The organism is Streptomyces griseus subsp. griseus (genome assembly GCF_000720255.1).
GTDB lineage: Bacteria > Actinomycetota > Actinomycetes > Streptomycetales > Streptomycetaceae > Streptomyces > Streptomyces griseus_I.
The window spans coordinates 85,090-101,862 of the sequence record NZ_JOJE01000048.1 but is presented as its reverse complement, the minus strand read 5'-3'; the positions used below and the strand labels follow the sequence as shown (position 1 = coordinate 101,862).

The following is a 16,773-nucleotide window of genomic DNA, read 5'->3' as shown; positions in this document are numbered from 1 at the left end:
AGATCGCCTCCCGCTTCGGCACCCCTGCCGAAGTGAGCGGGTTCCGAGGGCTCGACCGGCCCGCTGACCACACACCAGCTCAGGAGGGGTGGCTCCTTGCGATCGCGATACGGTTCTGCCATGTCCCGAGCAGCCGATGTCGGCCTCTCCCTGCCCTCCGTCACCGCGGATGACCTCGACCTCGCCGTGCAGCTCGCCGTGGCAGCCCTTCGCGAGGCGCCCTCGACTGCGTGGGAGAGCAAGGCCGGTTCGCTCGAATGGGACTGCTGGGAAACCGTCGAGCACCTCAGCGACGACCTCTTCGCCTACGCCGCGCAACTGGGTCCCAAAACACCGCCGTTGGACGGCGAGGTTCCCTTCGTGTGGGAGAGCCGACGCCCCGGCGGTCCAGCGAACGCCATTCACGCGAACCGCGACGCGGGGCCCGCCGGCCTGCTGCAGGTCCTGGAAGCGAGCGGCGCCCTGTTGGTCGCCATGGTGCGCACGACGCCTCCGCAGACCCGGGCGCACCACGTCTTCGGCGTCTCGGACCCCGAGGGCTTCGCCGCCATGGGAATCGTGGAGACCCTGGTGCACACACACGACCTGGCACAAGGGCTCCGTCTCGCATGGAACCCGCCTGCCGATCTGTGTTCTCGGGTACTCGCCCGGCTGTTCCCGGACGCGCCATCGTCCACGGATGCCTGGACCACCCTCTTGTGGGCCACCGGACGCGCCGAACTACCCGGACACCCGCGTCTCACCACATGGCGCTGGGACGGGACGCCCCGGGCATAGACACAGGCGTCTCCGCCGCGAGCAGGGGTGCGATCAGGACATCGCGGCGGCGGGCGTCGGCGTGCGCAGGCGCGGGCAGGCGCGCAGGGCCCGGCTCTGCCTGGTGCGGTAGCCGCGGGAGGCGAGCCGACGGGCGATCTCCGTGCCGGTGCCGTCGAGGTGCCGGTGACGGTGACCGGCCGGTTCGCAGGCGTGGCGGACGTGATCATTCCTGGCCTCTGACCTGAGGGGCGGCCGGTGGGGCCTCCGGGCCCGGCGGGACGCGGCGGCGGGCCTACGCGTGGCGGGGATCTTGTCCGCCGGCCTCGTCGCTGCGCGCCCCGGCCGGGTGGTGGAGGTCGGCGTCGACATCGCCCGGCCCGGCGCCGCTTCGCGCCGGGGCGTCATCCCGTGCGCCGGCACCGCACCCGACCTACTGACGGAAGTGGTGTGCGCGACCGCGGGCATGCGCAGCCGCAACACCTGACCGCCCTGAGCGGCACACCCGCCGCCCGCCCGCAGGCCGAACGCGACAAGGGTCTCCTCAAAGCCTTGACGATGTAAGGGGGCGCACTTACGGTCCCCTACACCGCCACACGATCGGTCGATCTCCCGAAACATTCGACGAGGAGGGAGCGCAGCCGCACCCTCCGCCATCGGTCCCGTCGAACCGCCGTACTCCTCCGACCGGATGATCGCGCCTTTCCGAGGCGCCAAGTGCAGAGCCGAAACAAGGGCCCGGTGGAGGCTGCCAGCTCGGGCGCGAGGAACAGCACGTCCACCATGCATCACTCCCCGCGGAGTGATCCTCACGTCCGCATCCGCACAGCCGACTGAGCCGGCAGCCAGGGGGGCGAGCGCGCTGCATGAAGGCGAACGAGAGCTTCTCCTTCCGTCGGCGCGACCACCCGGACCGGTATCCGGGGCGAGGCGGGCGAAAGTTTCGGCACGGTGTCAGTGCGAGGCACGGGAAGCGGCGTCACCGAGACGGGGACACGAAAGCACACAGCAGTGCCAAGTCCACAAGGAGGAACAATGACGTTACACCGTAGTGGATCCAGCAATTCGGGGCCGGAATTCCCGAGTCGTCGGGCCGTCCTGGCGACGATGGGTGCCCTGCCGGTTCTCGCGACCACGACGCCGGCTGTGGGAGCACCCCGAACACCGTCCGCGGCGGCGGCTGCAGTGACCGTCGACCCGTCGGCGACGCGGCAGACGATTCGGGGATTCGGCGGCATGAACCACCCGCTCTGGATCGGTGACCTGACATCTGCCCAGAGGGACACGGCCTTCGGCAACGGCGAAGGACAGCTCGGGTTCTCCGTGCTGAGAATCTTCGTCTCCGAGGACCGGGCGAACTGGAACCGCGAGGTCGCGACGGCCAAGCGTGCGATCGAGCTCGGGGCCACTGTCTTCGCGTCGCCGTGGAATCCCCCCGCTCACATGGTCGAGACCTTCGTCCGCGGCCAACAGACCAACGCGAAGCGGCTCCGGTACGACATGTACGGCGCTTACGCGCAGCACCTGAACGACTTCGTCGGGTTCATGCGGACCAACGGAGTGAATCTGTATGCCATCTCCGTGCAGAACGAGCCCGACTACGCTCATGACTGGACGTGGTGGACTCCGACCGAGATGACCAGGTTCCTGCGGGAGAACGCCGGCTCGATCAGTACCAAGGTCATCGCCCCGGAGTCCTTCCAGTACGTGAAGAGCTTCTCGGACCCGATCCTCAACGACGCCGGTGCGCTTGCCAACGTGGACATTCTCGGGGCGCACCTCTACGGCACATCGTTCCAGAACTTCCCCTATCCCCTCTTCAAGCAGAAGGGCGGGGGCAAGGAACTGTGGATGACCGAGGTCTACTACCCCAACAGCAGCGATTCGGCCGATCTCTGGCCCCAGGCGCTCGACGTCGGAGAGCACATCCACCGCGCGATGGTGGATGCCGAGTTCCAGGCATACGTGTGGTGGTACATCCGGCGCGGCTACGGCCCCATGCGGGAGGACGGGCGGATCAGTAAACGCGGTGCCGGCATGGCGCACTTCTCGAAGTTCGTCCGCCCAGGGCATGTGCGGATCGCGGTGACCCCGAATCCCCAGCCGAACGTCTACCTCTCGGCGTACCGAGGCGCCGGTTCCCGGCTGGTCATCGTCGCCGTCAACAAGGGAACCTCGCGAGTGAGTCAGCAGTTCACCCTGCGGAACAACACCTCGTCCGGCGTGTCGTCCTGGTTGACGGACGCAAGCAGGAACCTCGCGTCCCAGGGCAGGATCACCGTGTCGAACGGCTCCTTCACAGGGCAGCTTCCCCCTCAGAGCCTGACGACCTTCGTGACCGGATAGGGCTGACCGAGGCCGTTCCGGCATCACCGGCGACAGCGTTCGGTGCTGTGGCCCGCCTGCGGTGAGCAGGCGGGCAGGGCATGTCGTGGGCGTGGCGGGTCTCAGGTCAGGATGAGTTCGAGAACGGTGACGGAGAGCGGCGGCAGGGTGCTGGTGAACGCCGCTGCCACGCCGGTGAGGGTCCTGGTCCTGGGCTCGAGTGTGGTGGGTTGGGTCAGCGTGTTGGTGGTGGTGCGCGCGGGTCCGGTCAGGACCGTGGCGGTGGCGTTCTTGTTGACCCCCTTGGCCAGCCCCTTCAGTTCGACCGGCACGGTCGCCTTCTCCGTTCCGGAGTTGACGACCGCGAGGTAGAGGCGGTTCCCGGAGCGGGTGGCCACGGTGGCGAGGCCGGGCAGGGCGCGTGCGGTGGCCGGCAGCACCGTTCTGCCCAGCTTGCTCGTCAGCATCTGCTGCGCCCAGTAGCTGGGCGATACGTAGCTGGTGAGGTTGTCGTAGGCGATCAGATTGGTCGCCCAGACGTTGTTCTTGACGTGGGAGAACAGCGGCGCGTAGCACTCCATCAGGACCTGGTCCGAGTTGCGGATCAGTCCGGCCAGCCAAGCGGCGTCGCCCAGCGCGGCGTTGAGGTCGGGTGTGGGGCGGCCCTCCTGCGCGGCCCACTCACCGACGAAGACCTTGGTCGAATTGCGGTCCCGGTTGTCGTACTTGTGGGTGGAGGCCTGGGCGGCTGATGGCGCGAGGTAGTAGTGCTCGTCGATCAGGTCCGGCGTGCGGCTCGTCACCGTCGTCGTGGCGATCAGCTTCAGGTGCGGGTACTTCGCCTTGATCGCGTCGTGGAAGGCCGTGAACCGTGCGTCGTAGGAGCCCGAGGAGTCGAACCAGTCCTCGTTGCCTATCTCCACGAACTCCAGGGGAAACGGCTCCGGGTGCCCGTCGGCGGCCCGTTTCGCGCCCCAGGTGCTGGTGGCGGGGCCGGTGACGTACTCGATCTCGTCGAGGGCGTCCTGGACGTACGGCGTGAGTGCGTCACCGGTGACGTGGTCGCCCTTCAGCGTGTAGCCGGCGAAGACGGCGAGGACCGGCTGGGCGCGCATGTCCTCGACCCATTCCAGGTATTCGAGGAGTCCGAGCCCGTCGGTGGACCAGTAGCCCCAGGCGTCGTCCATGTGGCCGGGGCGCTCCCAGACCGGACCGATGGTGTTCTTCCAGTTGAACCGGGTCGCGATGGTGTTGCCCTCGAGGAAGTTCCCGCCGGGGAAGCGCAGGAACTTCGGCTTCAGCGCGACCAGTTTCTCCACCAGGTCGATGCGCAGGCCGTTGGGGCGGTCGTTGTAGGTAGGAGGGAAGAGAGAGACGTGCTGGAGCCACAGGGTCTCGCCCGCGGCGGAGGCGTCGGTGGTGGTCACGGTCAGCACCGCGTCGCCGGTCACGGGGGCGCCTGAACCGGTGCGCAGGGTCAGCTCGAAGGGGCGGTCGGGGAACGCGGTGCCGACGTGCGGCGTCCGTGCGGAGGCGTACACCGTCGCGCCGTCCGCCGACTCGATGGCCACGGTGAGGGGACCGATGGGGCGCGACGCCTTGGCGAAGAGGCGGGCGGTGTAGGCGGTCCGGGGGTGCACGGGTATGCCCCAGAAACCGTCGTTGGCCACCCCGGCCCGGCTCCCGGCGCCGGTACCGCTCGGCAGTACGACCTTGAGAGAACGCTTGAGGACGTCGTTGAGGGGGGTGGTGGTGTCGAGCGCGAGGCTCGTGCCGCCGACGGCGGACCAGTGCACGGGTGTGGTGTCGTCTGCCATCATCGAGCGGTTCTGCACCAGTTCGGCGTAGATGCCGCCCTCGCCGGAGTGATTGATGTCCTCGAACATCAGGCCGGGAAGGATGGGGGACACGGCGTGCGCGGGGTTGGCGACGTCCACGCTCAGCAGCGGTGTCGTGCTCTCCACCGGCACTCCGGCCAGCGTCGCGACCTGGTCGGAGGTGAGAGCGGTCGGGAACATCTGCACGTCGTCGATCAGGCCGTGCCACTGGTCGACCTGCCCGCCGCCGTAGAGCGCGCGGCCGATGGCGGTGTCGCCGGTGCCGGCCCAGCCCGCCGTGTAGGCGGTCTCCCCTTCGAGTACGCCGTTGACGTAGAGGCGGGTGACGCCGGCTGAGGGGTCGCTGACGCCGACCAGGTGGGTCCAGGTGCCGGTGGTCGGGGCCGAGGCGGCGGCTGCCACGGCGGCACCCTGGGTGGCGTCCGAGTCGAGCCGGGCGAAGGCGAAGGTGCCGGTGTCGTCGCGCAGCCCCAGGTAGAAGGCGCTGACGACCTTGCCGTCGATGCTGACGGCGGTCTGGTAGCCGCCCAGCTGACTGAGGTTGACCCAGGCCGCCACCGAGAACGCCTTGGAGGTGTCGAGGACGGGCCCGGACGCGGTGGCGTTGCCGCCTGCCGTGAGGCTCAGGCTGTGCGCGCCGACCTTGCCGGTGTCCCAGCCGGCCGCGCCCTGGAGCGTGGCGGGGTGGGCGTTGCCGGAGGAGTCGGCGGCGGAGGTGCCGGAGCCCTCGTCGAAGGTCCAGTGCGCGGCCGCGGCGGGGAGAGCCGGGGCAGTGGTGTCCGCGGGCGTGCCGGTGCGTTCGGCGGCCCCGGCGGGAGCGGAGGCGGCGAAGGTCCCGGCCAGGGACGCGGCGCCGAGGGCTGTCAGGAGGGTCCTGCGGGACGGTCCGGCTTCTGAGGGCATGCGCGAGTTCCTTTGTTCGGACGGATGATGGGGCCACCGGGCCTGGTCGGGACGGCGCCCCTGCTGCCGGGTGCGCGGAAGACGGCGAACCGGCGGCTGGTCATGAACGTCCAGCCGTCGTCCCCTGCGTGACCGCAGCCGGGGCCGTGAGGCCGACGTCGGCGCTGCCACGGGGCGAACGGCACCGGGAGCGCGCACAGTTGGCGGGCCCGCGTTCGTCCTGGGGCGACCGCGGTCGCAGGCCGGAGACCTGCTGGGGGGCGAGCGCGGGCTCGTCGGTGGGAGGGCCGACGGGCCCGCGTTGTCCCGGTCGTTCCGTCAGGGGGCGATGTTCCACTGCTGGCAGGCGTTGTCGAGCTGCTGCCACTGGCGGACCACGGTGCCGTTGGCCGTCCCGCAGTTCGCCACGTCCAGCGTCATACCGGTGTTGACGTTGGTGATGGTGTAGTGACTGCCGACCGGGGTGACGTCCCACTGCTGGCACGTGTTGCCGAGCGAGGCCCACAGCTGGACGGCCGTGCCGTTGCTCTGTCCGCAGTTCTTGTCGTCCAGGACCGTGCCGCTGTTGACGTTGGTGATGGTGTAGTGGCCGTTGCCCGCACTGGCGAACTTCCACTGTTGGCAGGTGTTGCCGAGGGAGGCCCAAATGTCGATCGAAGTCCCGTTGGCGGTACCACAGTTGACCGCGTCCAAGACCTTGCCGGAGTTGGTGTTGGTCAGGCGGTAGGCGGTGCCGGCGACGGGGAAGGTCGCGGCCGGGGTGGTGTAGCCGACGGAGGTGATGTTGGCCTGTACGGCGTTGTCGGCGGCGTCGGTCGGGTAGCCCGAGGTCATGACGCCCTCGAAGAAGGAGCCGTCGGACCCGTTGCTGTCGTCACCGCCGGTGCCGAGGACGATGGCACCCTCCATGTGCATCGGGGTGTATCCGCCCAGGTTGGGTAGGGCCCCGTTGTACCAAGTGGTCAATGAGCCCGATTGCGCGTTGCCGCCCTTGATCGCGTAGGTGGTGGTGCCGTTGTTCTTCTCCATGGCGGTGACGTACTCGCTGGAGTTGCCCTTGTTGTTGGTGTTCGAGCCGTTGCCGCCGGCGAACAGACCGTTCTCGAGGTCGGCCTGGACCCACGGACCCGAACCCGAGCAGGGGGAGAACCAGCACTCCGTGCCGAAGTTGATCGCGTCCATGTGGCCGTTGCCGGTGTCGTTGGTGGACGTCTCGGCGTTGCCGTAGTCGAAGCAGCACCGGTTGTTCACGTGGTGGCCGCTGGTCACCATGTAGGCGCCCTCGGGGGAACTGCCGGTGGCGATGCCGGTGGTGCTGTTGTCGCGGTAGCCGACGCCGGCCGAGACGAAGACGCCGTAGGCCGCATGGCCGCCGACCGTGACCGGAAGGGCGTTGGCGATCGCGCCGACGTCCTGTCCGCCATTGCCGCCCGGTCCCTCGATGGTCAGGTCGTTGTGGTTCGGGCTCTGGTCGTAGATCTTGGTGATGACGCAGGTCGTGCCGGAGCAGAAGGAGTCTTGCGCCGCGGCGTTGGCGTAGCCGCCGGCGCTGAGTACGCCGATGTTGGTGGTGGCGGAGTCCGAGGCGCGCTTGACCTGGTAGAGAGGGCCGTTGTACGAGCCGTAGAGCGCCCGTGTGGTGCTGTGCGCCGCCGCACAGGGGGTTCCGGCGGAGGCGTAGATGTCGCAGGGCAGCGACGAGGCGGCCTCGGCCGTACCCGCGGTGCCGATCGCCCCGACCAGGATGCCGGCGACAAGTGCGAGTACCGCGCCCACCACCCTCAGCCGGAGCCCTCGCAGGTGTCTTGCTATCACTGTGAACCTCTTCCGTCGTGCGTTCTTCTCTCGGACGGCGCCGCAGGCGCCGGGAGAGTGAATGTGAGCGCTAACAATCCGGGCCCTCGAGTGCCATCACTCGTTCGAGCTGCACGGGAGGGGGTGATGGAGGTCCGGCTGGACTGTGTGCTGCTCGGGTCGAGCAGCGTCGCCGAGCGTGTCACAGCACTTCAGAGCGGCGGTTCGGTCCAGGCTGCGGACTGTGCGGGGACTTGTGTGTGTGCCGTTCTCGCGTGGCCGGCTGCTGATCGACCGGTCTCGCGACCCCGTCTTTTTACGGCGCGATGAACACCGGGTCAACACCGTGGGACCGTCAAGAGTGCGGAAACAAAAGCTGTGCAGTCTGTTTACTCGAGTGTGTGGCGGTGCTGGAACTAGCCTTTCCTATGAGGAATACGGCCAGGTCAGAAGGGTTTTTTGTAAGCGCAAGAAGGTCGGGAATTTACTAAAGCGAGGGGTCTGACCCGCCTTGACCCCTACTGAATGTGTGCGTTAACAATTCGTCACGGAGTGCTGACTCCCACCGGAGCAGCACCCGATCGGAGACGTTCATGGCGCGTGGGGAGGTGGAGCATGGAGGGGGATCGTGCACCGGTGATGGCGGACGTGGCCCGGCTCGCGGGAGTCTCGCACCAGACCGTCTCGCGGGTCCTCAACGACCACCCGAACGTGCGGCCCGCCACCCGGGACCGGGTGCTCACCGCCGTACGTGAACTCGGTTACCGCCCCAACGCCGCCGCCCGCACCCTGGCGACCCGCCGCACCCGCACCCTCGGTGTGATCAGCTTCAACACCACGCTGTACGGCCCGGCTTGCATGCTCTACGGCATCGAGCAGGCGGCCAGACAGCACGAATACTTCGTCACCGTGGCCGCGGTCGGCACGCTCGACCGGCGTTCGGTGCTGGACGCCGTCGACCGGCTCCGGGACCAGGGTGTGGAGGGAATCATCGTCATCGCGCCGCAGACCGCCGCGGTCGGCGCACTGGCGAACGTACCGCCGGACGTACCCCTGATCGCGGTCGGCTGCGGCACCCACACCGCGCTGGCCTCGGTCGCCGTGGACAACGAGGCGGGTGCCGAACTCGCCACCTCCTACCTGCTCGACCTCGGCCATCGCACGGTGCACCACCTGGTCGGGCCGCGATCCTGGCTCGACGCGCAGGAACGCGAGGCCGGTTGGCGCAGTGCCCTGGAGAAGCGGGGCGCTCCCGTGGTCGAACCCTTGGTCGGCACCGACTGGACGGCCCGTACCGGGCACGAGCTCGGCCAACGGATCGCCGCCGACCCCGACGTCACCGCGGTGTTCTGCGCCAACGACCAGATGGCCCTCGGCCTGCTGCGAGCGCTGCAACGAGCAGGGCGCCGGGTGCCCGAGGACATCAGCGTCGTCGGCTTCGACGACATGCCGGAAACCGAGTACTTCGGCCCGTCACTGACCAGTGTCCGCCAGGACTTCGACGAACTCGGCCGGCGTGCTCTGCGTGCGCTGATCGAGATCGTCGGTGATCCGGACGCGGGCATCCCGGCGTCCGGCGAGGCACCCCACATCGTCATACCGCCCAGTCTTGTGGTGCGGACCTCGGCGACCCGCCCCCGGCACCTCAGGAAGTCCGAGATGACAGCAACGCTGTTAGCGTGACCGCGCAGGATCCGGCTGCGATCCCCCCTCACGTCGATCGGCCGTGACGTCAACCGGGCGGGACAGCTCCACCGCGGCCCGCCGCCCCGAGCGGTCGGCTCCCACGTCCCGCACCACCGTCAGGCCCCCTCGCCGGCGCCCGCCCGTTGTCGCCGCGCCCACCACGGTCGGCCGCCCCCTGCGACAGCGGCGCCCTCCGCCACGCACCGCTCCCGAGTGGACGACCACGCCTTCTGCCCGCCTCCCCCGGTACCGGCATGCCCGTCCCCGACGCACCCCTCCTCCGGTCGGGCCGTCGACTCCTCCCGACCGACCCGACACGCCCACCGACACGCCTAGAAGGGCGCTGATCAACAATGTTCCGTACCAGAAGGTCCTCCCGCACCGTGGCCGCCGCGATCGCGGTGCTCCTCTCGCTCGCGGCAGCCGGCTGTTCCAAGAACGCCGACGGGTCCAACGCGTCCAGCTCGGGCGGCGCCGGCGACTCGGGTGCCAAGGCCGCCCCGGTCACGCTGGCGGGTTCGGTCACCTTCAACCAGACGAACCTCGCCAAGCTCGACGCGGCGCTGAAGTCCGCACTGGCCGGCAAGGACCTGTCCAAGGTCGACATCGCGATGGTCGTGAACGTGGCCGCCGACTACTGGAAGGCCGGCCAGGTCGGCTTCCTCAAGGGCTGCTCCGACCTCGGCATCGCGAAGAACAAGTGCACGTACTTCGCCCCGCCCAACGGCAAGTTGACGGAGCAGAACTCGGAGCTGGAGACCCTGCGCTCGCAGGGCGTCACCGGTTACTCGATCTCGGCGATCGATCCGACATCGGCCGCGGGGACCATCCACACCGACGTCCAGAAGGGCATCGGCGTCCTCGCGATCGACTCACCGCTGCCGGGCACCGACGCCGCCTCGCTCTACCTGGGCACCCCGAACTACACCGCCGGCTTCCAGGCGGGCACCGCGATGAAGCAGGTGCTGGGCGGCAAGGGCAAGGTGGCGATCCTGGTCGGCTCGCTCACCGCGTCGAACGCGACGCAACGTATCCAGGGCTTCGAGGACGCGCTCAAGGGCACCCAGATCACCGTCGCCCAGAAGGTCAACGACAACCTCCAGGCCAGCACCGCGACCTCCGACGCCGAGACCATCCTGGCCAACAACCCCGACGTCAACGGCCTCTACGGCGTCTACTCCTACGACGGCCCCGCGCTCGCGCAGGCGGTGACCTCGGCGGGCAAGACGGCTTCGGTGCACATCGTCTCCGACGACTCCGACGCCCAGACGCTGAAGTTCATCAAGTCCGGGGTGATCTCCGGCACCGTCGTGCAGATGCCGTACCAGCAGGGCTACACCGGGGCGTACATCCTGGCCGCGGAGAAGGTGCTGGGCAAGGCCAAGACGATGGCGCTCGTCAAGCCCTACCTGGAGAAGGACGGCTCGACCCTGAGCTCCGGCGTGGGCCTGGTCACCAAGTCCGACCTGGGCGCGTACCAGTCCCTCGAGTCCCAGCTCGGGATCGGCTGAGCATGACGGCCACGAAGAACGCCCCCGGCCGCGCGATCACCGCGCGGCTGCGGGGGGTGCACAAGTCCTACGGACCGGTGCGCGTCCTCGACCTGCCCGAACTCGACCTCTACGCAGGTCAGGTGATCGGTGTGGTCGGCGAGAACGGCGCCGGGAAGTCGACGCTGATGGGCACGCTGGCCGGATCGGTCCACCGGGACGGTGGCGAGATCCTGATCGGCGGCGAGCCCCTGGTGGCGGGGTCCACCGAGGCCGCGGGGCAGCTCGGCATCGCCATGGTCTCGCAGGAGTTCCCGCTGGTCGGGCAGCTCTCGGTGGCCGAGAACCTGCTCCTTGGCCGCCGCCCGCGTGAGTCGAAGCGCCGGTTCCTGGTGGACCGCACGGCACAGCGGGCCGAGGCGAAGGCGATGCTCGCGGAGATCGGCCTGTCCGCCGAGACGATCCCGGTGAACGGGGAGGTACGCGCCCTCCCCGTGCCTACCCGGCAGATGATCGAGATCGCCAAGGCCTGGGGCCGCGAACCCCGGCTGCTGATCCTGGACGAGCCGACCTCCTCACTGGGCCCGGTCGAGGCCGCGATGGTGCTGGGCCTGGCCCGCACACTCGCCGAACGCGGCGGCACGGTGCTGTTCATCGGGCACCGGCTCGACGAGGTGAGGGACATCAGCGACCGCGTCCTGGTGCTGCGCAACGGCAGACTGGTCGCCGACCTCGAACCGGCGGAGGCCACCGAGGAACGGCTGATCCGGGAGATGGTCGGCGGCGAGGTCGCGCAGGGCGAGCCGAAGGCGCCGCCCGCGACGAGCCCGGTCCTGCTCCAGGCCGAGGGCCTGACCGCGGACGGTCTCGGACCGGTCGACCTGGAGGTCCGCGAGGGCGAGATCCTGGGTGTGGCCGGGCTGATGGGCTCGGGCCGCAGCCGCCTGGTCCATACGATCGCGGGCGCACAGCCCTCGACCGGTGGCCGGATGCGACTGGGCGGCGAGTCCTACCAACCGCGCGGCGCGGGGGACGGAGTGGCGGCCGGGATCGCGCTGATCCCCGAGGATCGCAAGGAGCAGTCGCTCGTCCTGTTCGCGTCGATCCGGGCGAACGTCGTCGTCTCGGTGCTGAAGCGGATCAGCACCCAGGGCCTGCTCGGACCGGGCCGGGAACGCGCCGAGGCGCAAAGGATCACCGAAAACGTCAACGTGCGGATGCAGTCGGTGGAGCAGCCGATCGGCTCGTTGTCCGGCGGCAACCAGCAACGCGCCATCTTCGGCCGGGCGTTCGCAGCCGAACCGCGCCTGCTTCTGCTCGACGAGCCGACCCGTGGCGTGGACGTCGGCGCGAAGGCGGAGATCTACAAGCTGATCGACCGCGCGGCGGAGCAGGGCATGGGGATCGTGGTCGCCTCCTCCGAACTGGAGGAGCTGCTGTGGATCTGCCACCGCATCGCGGTGATGAACCACGGGCGGGTGGTCACGGTCATCGACCGGGCCGACGCCACCAAGGAACGGATCATGACGGCCGCGGCCGGCACCGCTCCCCTCGACAAGCACCAAGTGACGAACGGAGCCACAGCATGAGCGCGCAGAGCACGCTCGCCCCGAACGAGGTCGCGCCCCGGTCCCGTTCGGCCGTCTCGACCCTCGCCCGCAGACTCGCCGCCTCCCCGGAGGCCGGTGTGATCATCGCCTGCGTGGTGGTGTTCGTGGCGATCGCCGCCAACGCGGAGACGTACACGGCGGTGGGCAACCTCCAGGTGATGGGCCGCGACCTGTCGCAGGTCGGCATCCTCGCGATCGGCGAGTCGCTGGTCATCCTGACCGGTGGCATCGACCTGTCGGTGGGCGCGCTGGCCGGTCTGGCCGGCATCCTGGCCGCCTGGATGAACGTCAACGAGGGCCTGCCCGCCCCCCTCGCGATCCTGCTCACGCTGGTGATCACCGCGGGCGTCGGTCTGTGGCACGGCGTCATGGTCACGCGCCTCAACGTTCCGCCCTTCGTGATCACCCTGGTGACCTACACCGTCGCGCAGGGCACCGCGCTCGCGATCACCAGCGGCTCGCCCATCAACAACCTCGACCCGCTGTTCAGCAACCTGAGCCAGTACTACCTCGGCGAAGTGCCGGTCCCCGCGCTGTTCTTCGTCGGCGCCGCCGTCATCGCCTGGTTCGTGCTTGAGCGCACGTACGTGGGCCGCCAGATCTACGCGGTCGGCGGCAACAAGGAGGCCGCCCGGCTCGCCGGAATCCCGACCGCCGGCCGGATCACCTCCACCTACGTCGCCAGCTCCGCCCTCGCCGGCCTGGTCGGCATCCTGGTGATCGGCCGTATGAACGTGGCCGACCCCTCCGTCGGCGCGGGCTGGGAACTCACCGCGATCGCCGCCGCGGTGGTCGGCGGGATGTCACTCTCGGGCGGTGAGGGGCGTATCGCGGGCATCGCGGCGGGCGCGATCCTGCTGGAGTTCATCACCAACGGCCTGCTCGCACTCAAGGTCAGCCCGTACGACCAGCAGGTCGTGCAGGGAGCGGTCCTCGGCGTCGCCATCCTGCTCGACCGGGTGCGCGCCCGCTACTTCGGCCGGAGCCGGAGCTAGGACGTCGTACGACTCCGCTGATCCATACGCAGGATGCCGCCTGCGTCTTCAATCTTTCGAATGGTGATCGATATATCGAACACCTCTGTGTGGAGGAGGCTGATGGTGAGCACCGGACATGAGACAGCGGGGAACCCGGAACCCTGCGTCGTGGGAGTTGATTTCGGAACCCTGTCAGGACGGGCCGTCGTGGTCCGCGTGCGGGACGGCGCTGAGTTGGGGACGGCCGAGCACGAGTACCGGCACGCGGTCCTGGACCGGAAACTGCCGGACGGCACGGGGCTGCCCCCCGACTGGGCCCTCCAGGTGCCGTCGGACTACGTCGACGTGCTGCGCCACGCGGTGCCGGCGGCGCTCGCGGCCGCCGGGGCGCGACCCGAACAAGTCATCGGCATCGGCACGGACTTCACTGCCTGCACGGTGTTGCCGGTGCTGGCCGACGGCACCCCGTTGTGCGAACTGCCCGAGTACACCGGCCGTCCGCACGCCTACGTGAAGCTGTGGCGCCATCACGCGGCCCAGGCCCAGGCCGACCGCATCAACGCCCTGGCCGCCGAACGCAAGGAGCCCTGGCTGCAGCGGTACGGCGGCAAGATCTCCTCGGAGTGGGAGTTCGCCAAGGCGCTCCAGCTCCTGGAGGAGGACCCCGAGATCTACCACCGCACGGAGCGGTGGGTGGAGGCGGCGGACTGGATCGTCTGGCAGCTGTGCGGCACGTACCTGCGCAACGCCTGCACCGCCGGTTACAAGGGCCAGTTCCAGGACGGCGCCTACCCCTCCCGTGCCTACCTGGAAGCACTCAACCCCGGCTTCGCCGACTTCGTGACGGACAAACTGGAGCAGCCGATCGGCCAGTTGGGCGCGAAGGCCGGGCAGCTGACGGCCGAGGCGGCGGCCTGGACGGGGCTGCCGGAGGGCATCGCGGTGTGCGTGGGCAATGTCGACGCGCATGTGACGGCGCCCGCGGCGGGCGCGGTGGAGCCGGGGCAGATGGTCGCCATCATGGGTACCTCGACCTGCCATGTGATGAGCTCCGACCGCAACGAGACGGTGCCGGGCATGTGCGGCGTGGTCGACGGCGGCATCCTGCCGGGCCTGTGGGGCTACGAGGCCGGGCAGAGCGGCGTCGGGGACATCTTCGGCTGGTTCGTGCGCACCGGATTCCCCGCCGCGTACGCCGAACAGGCCGCCGCCCTCGGCCGCGACGCGCACGAGCACCTGACGGCCCTCGCGGCCGGACAACAGGTCGGCGAACACGGGCTGATCGCGTTGGACTGGCACAGCGGCAACCGCTCCGTCCTGGTCGACCACGACCTGAGCGGCGTGCTGGTCGGACTGACGCTGTCCACCCGCCCGGAGGACGTCTACCGCGCGCTGCTGGAAGCCACCGCCTTCGGCACCCGGACCATCATCGAGGCGTTCGAGACGGCCGGGGTGCCGGTCGAGGAGCTGATCATCGCGGGCGGTCTGACGAAGAACGCGCTGCTGATGCAGATCTACGCGGACATCACCCGCCGTCCCCTCGGCGTCATCGGCTCCACCCAGGGCCCCGCTCTCGGCGCGGCGATGCACGCCGCGGTGGCGGCGGGGGCGTACCCCGACATCCAGGCCGCCGCCCGGTCGATGGGCAAGGCCGACCCCGGCGTCTACCAGCCGGACCCGGAACGCGCCGCGGCCTACGACCGCCTGTACGAGGAGTACCGGCTGCTGCACGACTACTTCGGCCGCGGCACCAACGACGTCATGCACCGCCTGCGCCGCATCCGCGCCGACGCCTCCGCCTGAGCGGCCCGACAACTCCCGCCCCAAGCCGCTGAACTCGAAAGGACCCCGTGATGACCCCCGAAAAGCCGTCCGACGGCCAGGAGATCTGGTTTCTCACCGGCAGCCAGGGACTGTACGGCGACGACGTGCTGCGCCAGGTCGCCCACCAGGCCGGGCAGATCGCCGAAAGGCTGGACTCGGCCGAGCGGATCCCCCTGCGGGTCGTGTGGAAGCCTGTCCTCACCGACGCCGAGGCGATCCGCCGCCTGTGCCAGGAAGCCACCGCCTCCGACGTCTGCGTGGGGGTGATCGTGTGGATGCACACCTTCTCCCCGGCCAAGATGTGGATCGCCGGACTCAGCGCACTGGACCGGCCCGTGCTGCACCTGCACACCCAGTACAACCTGTCGCTGCCCTGGTCGAGCATCGACATGGACTTCATGAACCTCAACCAGGCCGCCCACGGCGACCGCGAGTTCGCCCACATCGAGGCTCGGCTCGGCATCGACCGCAAGATCGTCGCCGGTCACGCGACGGACCCGCGCGTGATCCGGCGTATCGCCGCCTGGGCGCGGGCCGCCGCCGGTCGCCAGGCGGCGCGTACCCTGCGCCTGGCGCGCTTCGGCGACAACATGCGGGACGTCGCGGTCACCGAGGGCGACAAGGTCGAGGCCCAGATGCGCTTCGGCTTCTCCGTGAACACCTACGCGGTCAACGACCTGGTCGCCGTGGTCGACGCCGTCGAGGACAAGGCGGCCGCCGAACTCGCCGCTGAATACGTCGAGTTGTACAACGTCGTCCCGGCCCTGCGTCCCGGCGGCATCCGCCACGAGTCCCTGCTGTACGCCGCCCGCCAGGAACTCGGCCTGCGCACCTTCCTCACCGAGGGCGGTTTCACCGCCTTCACCACCAACTTCGAGGACCTCGGCGGACTGCGCCAGCTCCCCGGCCTGGCCGTCCAGCGGCTGATGGCGGACGGTTACGGCTTCGGCGGCGAGGGCGACTGGAAGACCTCCGCGCTGCTGCGCGTGATGAAGGTGATGGGACAGGGACAGCCCGGCGGCACCACCTTCATGGAGGACTACACCTACCACCTCGGCCCCGGAACACCCCGCATCCTCGGTGCGCACATGCTGGAGGTCTGCCCCTCGGTGGCCGCCGACCGCCCGCGCTGCGAGATCCACCCGTTGTCCATCGGCGGACGCGAGGACCCGGTCCGCCTGGTCTTCGACGCGGCCGAGGGCCCCGCCCTGGTCGTCGGCCTCTCCGACCTGGGCGACCGCTTCCGGCTGACCGCCAACGAGGTCGACGTCGTCGCCCCCAGCGAGCGCCTGCACAAACTTCCCGTGGCCCGGGCCGTGTGGAAGCCACGCCCCTCGCTCGCGGAATCGGCCGAGAGCTGGCTGCTCGCCGGCGCCCCGCACCACACCGTGCTCAGCTCGGCCGTCGATGCCGAGACACTGACCGACTACGCCGCCATGACCGGCGTCGAACTGCTCACCATCGGCGCGGACACCGACGTCGAGCAACTCGCCAAGGAAATCCGGTGGAACGCCGCCTACCACCGACTCGCCCAGAGCCTGTGACCGACGACCGTGACGAAGGAGTCGAG

Annotated in this window: 11 protein-coding genes; 9 read left to right on the top strand and 2 right to left on the bottom strand. The window is 69.5% G+C overall.

Annotated elements, in window-relative coordinates; translation table 11 throughout:
* The first annotated feature begins 120 nt into the window (after positions 1-120).
* From IG99_RS38075 to xynC, 3 genes are all read left to right on the top strand, one after another.
* Positions 121-777 (top strand): maleylpyruvate isomerase N-terminal domain-containing protein, encoded by a 657-nt coding sequence (locus IG99_RS38075; protein WP_037682484.1) that lies wholly within the window; start codon positions 121-123, stop codon positions 775-777.
* A gap of 280 nt (positions 778-1,057) precedes the next feature.
* A complete protein-coding gene (locus IG99_RS38070) occupies positions 1,058-1,243 on the top strand; it encodes a hypothetical protein (protein ID WP_037682482.1) in 186 nt (61 codons plus the stop codon).
* 548 nt (positions 1,244-1,791) lie between these two features.
* Positions 1,792-3,102, top strand: coding sequence for a glucuronoarabinoxylan endo-1,4-beta-xylanase XynC (gene xynC / locus IG99_RS38065; protein ID WP_037682480.1), 1,311 nt, complete (start codon positions 1,792-1,794; stop codon positions 3,100-3,102).
* Between the two features lie 101 nt (positions 3,103-3,203).
* Here the strand turns inward: xynC and IG99_RS38060 are convergent, their stop codons facing one another.
* Together IG99_RS38060 and IG99_RS38055 are read right to left on the bottom strand one after the other, a co-directional pair.
* A complete protein-coding gene (locus IG99_RS38060; RefSeq protein ID WP_037682479.1) occupies positions 3,204-5,822 on the bottom strand; it encodes a LamG-like jellyroll fold domain-containing protein in 2,619 nt (872 codons plus the stop codon).
* A 318-nt stretch (positions 5,823-6,140) separates the two neighbouring features.
* The gene (locus IG99_RS38055; RefSeq protein ID WP_051866397.1) at positions 6,141-7,637 is read right to left on the bottom strand and encodes an arabinofuranosidase catalytic domain-containing protein; all 1,497 of its coding nucleotides are present in this window, start codon (positions 7,635-7,637) and stop codon (positions 6,141-6,143) included.
* A gap of 594 nt (positions 7,638-8,231) precedes the next feature.
* Between IG99_RS38055 and IG99_RS38050 the strand changes: the two genes are divergently transcribed.
* The 6 genes from IG99_RS38050 (at position 8,232) to araA (ending at position 16,747) form a co-directional block, all read left to right on the top strand.
* On the top strand, positions 8,232-9,299 hold the full coding sequence (locus IG99_RS38050; RefSeq protein ID WP_063768382.1) for a LacI family DNA-binding transcriptional regulator: 1,068 nt from the start codon (positions 8,232-8,234) through the stop codon (positions 9,297-9,299).
* 356 nt (positions 9,300-9,655) lie between these two features.
* Entirely contained in the window at positions 9,656-10,813 is a 1,158-nt protein-coding gene (locus tag IG99_RS38045; RefSeq protein ID WP_037682476.1) for a substrate-binding domain-containing protein, read from the top strand.
* A 2-nt stretch (positions 10,814-10,815) separates the two neighbouring features.
* Positions 10,816-12,381, top strand: coding sequence for a sugar ABC transporter ATP-binding protein (locus IG99_RS38040; protein WP_037682475.1), 1,566 nt, complete (start codon positions 10,816-10,818; stop codon positions 12,379-12,381).
* Positions 12,378-13,397, top strand: a complete 1,020-nt coding sequence (locus tag IG99_RS38035; protein ID WP_037682474.1) for an ABC transporter permease — start codon at positions 12,378-12,380, stop codon at positions 13,395-13,397. Before IG99_RS38040 ends, IG99_RS38035 begins: the two co-directional genes overlap by 4 nt.
* A gap of 102 nt (positions 13,398-13,499) precedes the next feature.
* Positions 13,500-15,182 carry a ribulokinase gene (gene araB / locus IG99_RS38030; protein WP_051866395.1) on the top strand — a complete coding sequence of 561 codons (1,683 nt, stop codon included), beginning with the start codon at positions 13,500-13,502 and terminating at the stop codon, positions 15,180-15,182.
* Between the two features lie 50 nt (positions 15,183-15,232).
* A complete protein-coding gene (araA, locus tag IG99_RS38025) occupies positions 15,233-16,747 on the top strand; it encodes an L-arabinose isomerase (protein ID WP_037682473.1) in 1,515 nt (504 codons plus the stop codon).
* Positions 16,748-16,773: the final 26 nt, after the last annotated feature.

Coding starts and splice junctions, on each gene's coding strand:
- IG99_RS38060 (WP_037682479.1), bottom strand. CDS start 5,822: ATGCCCTCAGAAGCCGGACCGTCCCGCAGGACCCTCCTGACAGCCCTC.
- IG99_RS38035 (WP_037682474.1), top strand. CDS start 12,378: ATGAGCGCGCAGAGCACGCTCGCCCCGAACGAGGTCGCGCCCCGGTCC.
- araB (WP_051866395.1), top strand. CDS start 13,500: ATGGTGAGCACCGGACATGAGACAGCGGGGAACCCGGAACCCTGCGTC.
- xynC (WP_037682480.1), top strand. CDS start 1,792: ATGACGTTACACCGTAGTGGATCCAGCAATTCGGGGCCGGAATTCCCG.
- IG99_RS38045 (WP_037682476.1), top strand. CDS start 9,656: ATGTTCCGTACCAGAAGGTCCTCCCGCACCGTGGCCGCCGCGATCGCG.
- IG99_RS38040 (WP_037682475.1), top strand. CDS start 10,816: ATGACGGCCACGAAGAACGCCCCCGGCCGCGCGATCACCGCGCGGCTG.
- IG99_RS38050 (WP_063768382.1), top strand. CDS start 8,232: ATGGAGGGGGATCGTGCACCGGTGATGGCGGACGTGGCCCGGCTCGCG.
- araA (WP_037682473.1), top strand. CDS start 15,233: ATGACCCCCGAAAAGCCGTCCGACGGCCAGGAGATCTGGTTTCTCACC.
- IG99_RS38075 (WP_037682484.1), top strand. CDS start 121: ATGTCCCGAGCAGCCGATGTCGGCCTCTCCCTGCCCTCCGTCACCGCG.